The sequence below is a fragment of the Microcoleus sp. Pol11C3 genome (assembly GCF_036701485.1).
GTDB lineage: Bacteria > Cyanobacteriota > Cyanobacteriia > Cyanobacteriales > Microcoleaceae > Microcoleus.
Genome location: NZ_JAUBQW010000030.1, coordinates 46426 through 52425, shown reverse-complemented (window position 1 = coordinate 52425; position 6000 = coordinate 46426). Strand labels below are relative to the sequence as shown.

Genomic DNA, 6000 nt, shown 5'->3' with positions numbered 1-6000 from the left:
TGCTTAAGCTTCGGTGCGCCTACCTTAACGGATCAATATCCGTTTGATGCTCAAAAGCGCAAAACCGGGATGCTCCCGAATCCCAGCCACTCAAATCATGCTGTCGGTGATTGCACAACTAATTTGCGATCGTATTAACATCAATGCAACGTTCGTGTTTTCTCAGACAACCTACGAGCAAGTAGGGGATGCTTATCTCCGAGGACTAGAAATCCTGATTCAGCAAGGAGAATCTGTGAGTGAGATTGCTTATTTTACCAGCTTCTCGATTGCTCGTTTAGATGCAGTTATTCATCCACTTCTAGAGAAAATTAAAATAAGGGGTGAGTGCTTTTCACTTACCCCTGCCATTTTTTGTCTGCCTTTTAACCTACCGATTGTAGCAATAAGCCGACACAGAAGCGACGCAATTGCTCCTAAAAATACTTGTCGATGTGGAGGGTCAAAATCGTGAATACTCCCAGCAAATGACCGGCGCTCATGCAAGCCAGAAATGCCGGTACGCTAACATTGTTGAACAGAGACGGAAAGGGCAAAGGCATTTTCGGCCCGACGTGGGGATACCAAATTCGGCGACTGATAACTAGCAACGCTAAGATATTGCACACAAACATCACCAGAGGCTTTTGCCAATTTCCTGATGCTGTGTCAGTCACAGTCGATGCTACTACTGCCAATAAATTTGAGTTAATCATCGTTGACGCTCCTATTTTTCATAAACTATCACAAATGCTGGATGAGATTTCTTGCCAAAAATACAGCAGGGGCGATCGCCTTTACGCCATAAATATCTGTTGCTGTCAATATTCACCGCGCCAGCGACATCGCCCCCACCCGTAATCATCGAATCACAGCAAGAAGTCTTTTAATGCCATTCAAAAGTAACGAAAGATACAAAGGGACAAAACCATACTCCCTGCCATTTGTAACTTTTAGCCTGTCTGGCAGTGGCGGCATTTACTCACACTGCCAGACAGGAAAGACAGCTACTCATTACTGAGCAATGTAGGTAGGCAGAAAGTGGAGAATGTCGCGCAGAACGCTATATCCAGCAGCATCCCAGAGCAAATAAGCTAAGAAACCGATCATCGCTAAGCGACCGTTCCAAAGTTCTGCTTGCGGGTTGAAGCCAAACAGAAAGGCATTCCGATCTTTGCCGTTGTAAGCATTAGCCGTCGGAGGCAGGTTGGTAGGACGAGTTTCCATGTTTTTACATTCCTTAACAATGTTTCGCTTATCATCGTAGCGACCTAATTTTTACTTGGCTATCTGCCTTTAGGCTCAAGATATACACAAGTCTAAAGGAGGATTTTGAAACGTAAAATAAAGTGTTAAGTTTTGTTGAGGGAGATTTTTTAAGCGATCGCCTGTATCTATAAATACTAAATATAACTGCAAGTTGAGATGGCCGCTGTGAAAGGCTCGATCGCAGCCTCGCGACAAACAACGGCGCTGGTGACTCGACAAGACTGAATCCGCGCTCTGCTAGAAGCAAGAAAATTTAGTAAATTTCAACTTAAAACCCGAACACGATCGCCCTTGAGTTTACTAAAATAAGAGATAAACAGATCGATCGGGAGAAACAGTTATCGAAACCATCTACGGCAATCTTCAAGGTTTAAAGTCCAGCCAGCTCAAGCAACTCGAAAAGCTGTACCACCAGCGACTACCGGGCGATCGCATCACCACTGCAGAATTCGCCCAGCGCGTCGCCGCCATCAGCACGGAAATAGACAAACCAATCTGCACCTACATCAACCGCCGCGGACAAGTAATTCGCGTGGGCGTAGGCTCACCCCGGCAAACGCAGATTGCGCCCTTAGAACTGCCGCGCTACGGGGGAGGTCGCCTCAGTGGCATTCGCTGCATCGCCACGCACCTTAAGCCAGAAACCCCAAGCGAAGCAGCTCTCACAGCAATGGCAATTCAGCGCCTCGACGCCCTCGTTTGGCTGACACTAACCGGCGGAGGATTTCAGCGTCGCGGCGGCGGTGCGACGGGTTACATCCAAGAAACTTATCTCGCTCACCTGATACCCCAGGGAGACCAGCCAAATTTTGAGTTCTCTGTTTTGAGCGCTCAGTTAGAACCAGATGCAAATGATGAAATAGAAGAGCCTTCAATTATTCCAAAGTCACTAATTCAAACTCCACACTTTCCCTGGAAAATATCAGAACCGCTGAATTTGGACGAACTGGCAGACCAAGACTTTCTGGATTTGGTGGAAGGACTCGAAGCAGAGTTTGAAGCAGAGTTTGTCGCTAAGCAGGTCGATGCAGACCAAGACAAAGTGCTGTTGGTAGGTGTAATGACTCAGCACATGACTCAGTTGGAGTTTGAGGACGGGCTCGCAGAAATCACGCGGCTGGTTGAAAGCGCCGGAGGTCAGGTGCTGCAAACAGTGCGCCAAAAACGATCTCGCCCCCATCCACAAACAGTCGTCGGCGAAGGCAAAGTTCAGGAAATTTCCCTCACCGCTCAGACGATTAGCGCTAACCTCGTGGTATTCGATCGCGACCTGGCCCCCGCACAAATACGGAACTTGGAAACTCAGATAGGTATCCGGGTAGTCGATCGAACAGAGGTAATTCTAGACATTTTTGCCCAAAGAGCTCGATCGAGCGAGGGTAAATTACAAGTCGAACTCGCTCAGCTAGAGTACGCCCTGCCCCGGCTCAGAGGTCGCGGTCAGGCAATGTCGAGACAGGGTGGCGGCATCGGTACCAGAGGCCCAGGGGAAACCAAACTCGAAACTGAACGGCGGACGATCGCCAAACGCATTTCTCGATTGCAGCAAGAAGTAAATCAACTGCTGGCGCACCGCTTCCGGCTGCGGCAGAACCGGCATCATCACGACGTACCCTCAGTGGCGATCGTGGGCTACACCAACGCCGGTAAATCGACTCTGCTCAACCTGCTCACGAATTCCGAGGTTTATGCCGCCGACCAGTTATTTGCCACCCTCGACCCCACAACCCGACGGTTGACCATTCCCGGCACTGTCACCGGGGAACCCCTGTCGCTCGTCCTCACCGATACAGTGGGCTTTATTCGCGAACTGCCCCCCGCCTTGATCGACGCTTTCCGGGCTACCCTCGAAGAAGTCACAGACGCCGATGCTTTGCTGCATCTGGTCGATCTCTCCCATCCCGCGTGGCAGAGCCAAATTCGATCGGTGATGAATATTTTGACAGATATGCCCGTAACTCCCGGGCCAGCCCTTGTCGTTTTTAACAAAATCGATGCCGTAGATGAAGATACTCTCGCCCTCGCCCGAGAAGAGTTTCCTCAAGCCGTATTTATTTCGGCGGCCAAAGGTTTGGGCATGGAAACTCTCCGCGACAGACTAGCTCAGCTCATTCAATACGCCCTCTACCCTCGGTAAATACTTAAATATTTCTTTTGAGTAGTTGACATGGGGGAATATACGTACATATACTGAGGACAGATCTAGTCGAACTATGAGATTATAAAAGAGTAGTCAGATTGTGCATTGCAAAGTACAATACAGCATCTCTATTTTGCGATCGGTTAAATAATTAATTTCCGGAGGCGGCGGTCAAGGTAAAAAGACTCTTTGTTAATGGCTGTAAGGGCTGTTGGTTCAGAGGTTGAAAAAATATGTTGCTTAACTCTGGCCCAACCACGGTACGGGATATCAAGGTAAAAGAGAATAATTTTATTAAAGTGTTTGGGCACTCACCTCAAGCGCTATACTATCTTTTACAGACGTCCGCGAGAGAATACATCCATTTATTGTAAGAACTCTAAAATCCTTGCCCGTCGTACAGCGCTAATCTCTAGGACTATTTCTATTTTTCGATTTTACCACTGTTTAACTAAATAGTTATGTGTACGCCACTGGCAAAACTAGCACTTGGACTCTCTGCCACAATGGCAACAGCGTTTTACTATCTAGCTGCCGCCCCTCCGGCTTCAGCAGCAGTAGATGTTTGCGGCCCCGGAAATTATTCTAGTGCCTGTGCCCCTAGCCCGGCATCAACAGCAACCGAACCCGACCCGCAATTGGCGACCCAGCCGAGCTTGTCCCAAATATACACAACCACAACAAAAACACCTTCGAGAGACTCAACTTCAATTCCTGAACCTGGTACTGCGATCGCAGTCCTACTGACAGGTGCAGGAATGATCTGTTCGTGCAGAAAGCGAAACAAGCAGGTTGGTCCGCAGCGCTAGGCAGGCTGATGACCAACCTGTTTGCCTTCAGAATGTCTCCGTTTTTTTAAGCGTGGATATTTGTTTACCTCAATATATAAAAAATTACTTGACACGTAGCTTGTGCGCTGCAAATAGAGCTAGATGTTGAAGGAAGAAATCTATAGCGACTTCAGTCAGGGTAAAAACAAGGGAGAAGGCAAATCCACTTCCCGGCAAGGGTTTCAGGAATGAATAACCTCCGGTGCAACAGATAAGGTTGCTATATATAATAAAAATTAAAATATAAAAATTAACATAAGATTGGTTAACATCACTCCCTCCGACAGTTTTTGATAGCCAACCGTAGAATAAGGGTTTCAAGGCTCCAAGGCAAGTTTGCTACCAACGAAAAATCGAGGGTTTCAGCCTAGGAACTAAAAACAGTCCGCACTATGGTTAAGATTACAATTAAAAAATATTGTTATTGTTTGAGCGCCCCATGACCCCTAAAGTAGAAATTTACACTTGGAGAACCTGCCCGTTTTGCGTTCGTGCCAAAGCACTGCTGAAGCGAAAAGGGATTGATTTTACAGAGTACGCGATCGATGGAGATGAAGCGGCACGGGATCAAATGAGTGATCGAGCCAACGGAGGCCGCACCCTGCCACAAATATTCATTAACGACCAACACATAGGTGGCTGCGACGAAATACACAAACTCGATGCTCTAGGCCAGCTAGACCCGCTGCTAGCAGCAAAATGAGGCCTTCCCTGTCGAGTTTTCCGTTAGCCCAAATTTTCCTGCGACCAATTCTTAATTTTAATTGACAATGAAATTTGCATTCATCATCGATCCCCTCGCGCGACTAATTCCAGGACACGATACCAGCGTAGCGCTGATGGAGGCAGCTCAAGAGTTGGGTCACGAAGTCTGGGCGACTCAAGCCAACGAACTAAGCGTCATCGGCGGCAAAACCTGGGCAATGCTCAGTCGGGTAGCCCTCACCCCAGTCAAACTGGTAGACGGACGCTGGGAGGCTGCTGAGGCTTGGTACCAGGTAGAACATCCTACTTTGCAGCATCTGGAAGCAATGGACGCAGTATTTATGCGGACAGACCCCCCAGTCAACGTTCCTTACCTCTACGCTACTTACCTTCTAGACGGCATCGATCCCGCTAAAACTTTGGTAGTTAACAGTCCCAAAGGATTGCGGGCTGCAAATGAAAAGATGTATGCTTTGCAATTTGAGGGAGCGATCCCCGAGACAATTGTTTCTCAAAACAAGCAGGTAATTCGGCAATTTGTTGAGAAAAAAAGCGCGGCAGTTCTTAAACCCTTGGGTGGCAAAGCTGGCGAAGGGATTTTATTTTTGAAAGCGGACGATCGCAATCTGAACTCCCTGGTCGAAATTAGCACTCAACAAGGGCAAATTCCAGTCATGGTTCAGACTTATCTGCCGGAAGCCAAAGAGGGAGATAAACGGATTATATTATTAGACGGCAAGCCCATCGGTGCTATCAACCGCATTCCCACCGGCAATGAATTTCGCGGCAACATGGCTGTCGGCGGCAGAGTCGCAAAAACAGAAATTACCGATCGCGAACTGCAAATTTGCGCTCAGTTAGAACCAGTGCTGCAACGGGACGGACTGTACTTTGTCGGCATTGATATTATTGGCGGTTATCTCACAGAAGTTAATGTCACCAGCCCTACAGGGATCAGAGAAATTGACTTGTTTGACGGCGTTAGTTTGGGCAAACAAGTAATTGAATGGGTGGAGAAGGAAGAAGGAAGAAGAAAGAAGGAAGAAGGATGAGGGAAGAAGGATGAGGGAAGAAGCC

8 protein-coding genes are annotated in these 6000 nt (G+C 47.9%); 3 read left to right on the top strand and 5 right to left on the bottom strand.

From position 1 onward, the window contains the following. Nucleotides 1-416: 416 nt before the first annotated feature. The 4 genes from QUA40_RS09940 to QUA40_RS09925 all read right to left on the bottom strand — a co-directional run bounded on the left by QUA40_RS09940 (nt 417) and on the right by QUA40_RS09925 (nt 1737). Entirely contained in the window at nt 417-695 is a 279-nt protein-coding gene (locus QUA40_RS09940; protein WP_333124673.1) for a Photosystem I reaction center subunit PsaK, read from the bottom strand. Nucleotides 696-993: 298 nt separating this feature from the next. After that, the gene (locus QUA40_RS09935; RefSeq protein WP_333041855.1) at nt 994-1206 is read right to left on the bottom strand and encodes a chlorophyll a/b-binding protein; all 213 of its coding nucleotides are present in this window, start codon (nt 1204-1206) and stop codon (nt 994-996) included. 75 nt (nt 1207-1281) lie between these two features. Continuing rightward, a complete protein-coding gene (locus QUA40_RS09930) occupies nt 1282-1467 on the bottom strand; it encodes a hypothetical protein (RefSeq protein WP_333124670.1) in 186 nt (61 codons plus the stop codon). A gap of 144 nt (nt 1468-1611) precedes the next feature. Then, the gene (locus QUA40_RS09925; RefSeq protein WP_263053573.1) at nt 1612-1737 is read right to left on the bottom strand and encodes a hypothetical protein; all 126 of its coding nucleotides are present in this window, start codon (nt 1735-1737) and stop codon (nt 1612-1614) included. Between the two features lie 43 nt (nt 1738-1780). On the opposite strand from QUA40_RS09925, the gene hflX reads away from it, so the two are divergent. Further along, nucleotides 1781-3385 (top strand): GTPase HflX, encoded by a 1605-nt coding sequence (hflX, locus tag QUA40_RS09920; RefSeq protein WP_333124669.1) that lies wholly within the window; start codon nt 1781-1783, stop codon nt 3383-3385. 583 nt (nt 3386-3968) lie between these two features. On the opposite strand, the gene QUA40_RS09915 is transcribed toward hflX, so the two are convergent. Then, a complete protein-coding gene (locus QUA40_RS09915) occupies nt 3969-4175 on the bottom strand; it encodes a hypothetical protein (protein WP_333124666.1) in 207 nt (68 codons plus the stop codon). 482 nt (nt 4176-4657) lie between these two features. Between QUA40_RS09915 and grxC the strand changes: the two genes are divergently transcribed. Then, the gene (gene grxC, locus QUA40_RS09910) at nt 4658-4921 is read left to right on the top strand and encodes a glutaredoxin 3 (protein WP_333124664.1); all 264 of its coding nucleotides are present in this window, start codon (nt 4658-4660) and stop codon (nt 4919-4921) included. A 67-nt stretch (nt 4922-4988) separates the two neighbouring features. After that, the gene (gene gshB / locus QUA40_RS09905; RefSeq protein ID WP_333124662.1) at nt 4989-5975 is read left to right on the top strand and encodes a glutathione synthase; all 987 of its coding nucleotides are present in this window, start codon (nt 4989-4991) and stop codon (nt 5973-5975) included. Nucleotides 5976-6000 lie beyond the last annotated feature (25 nt).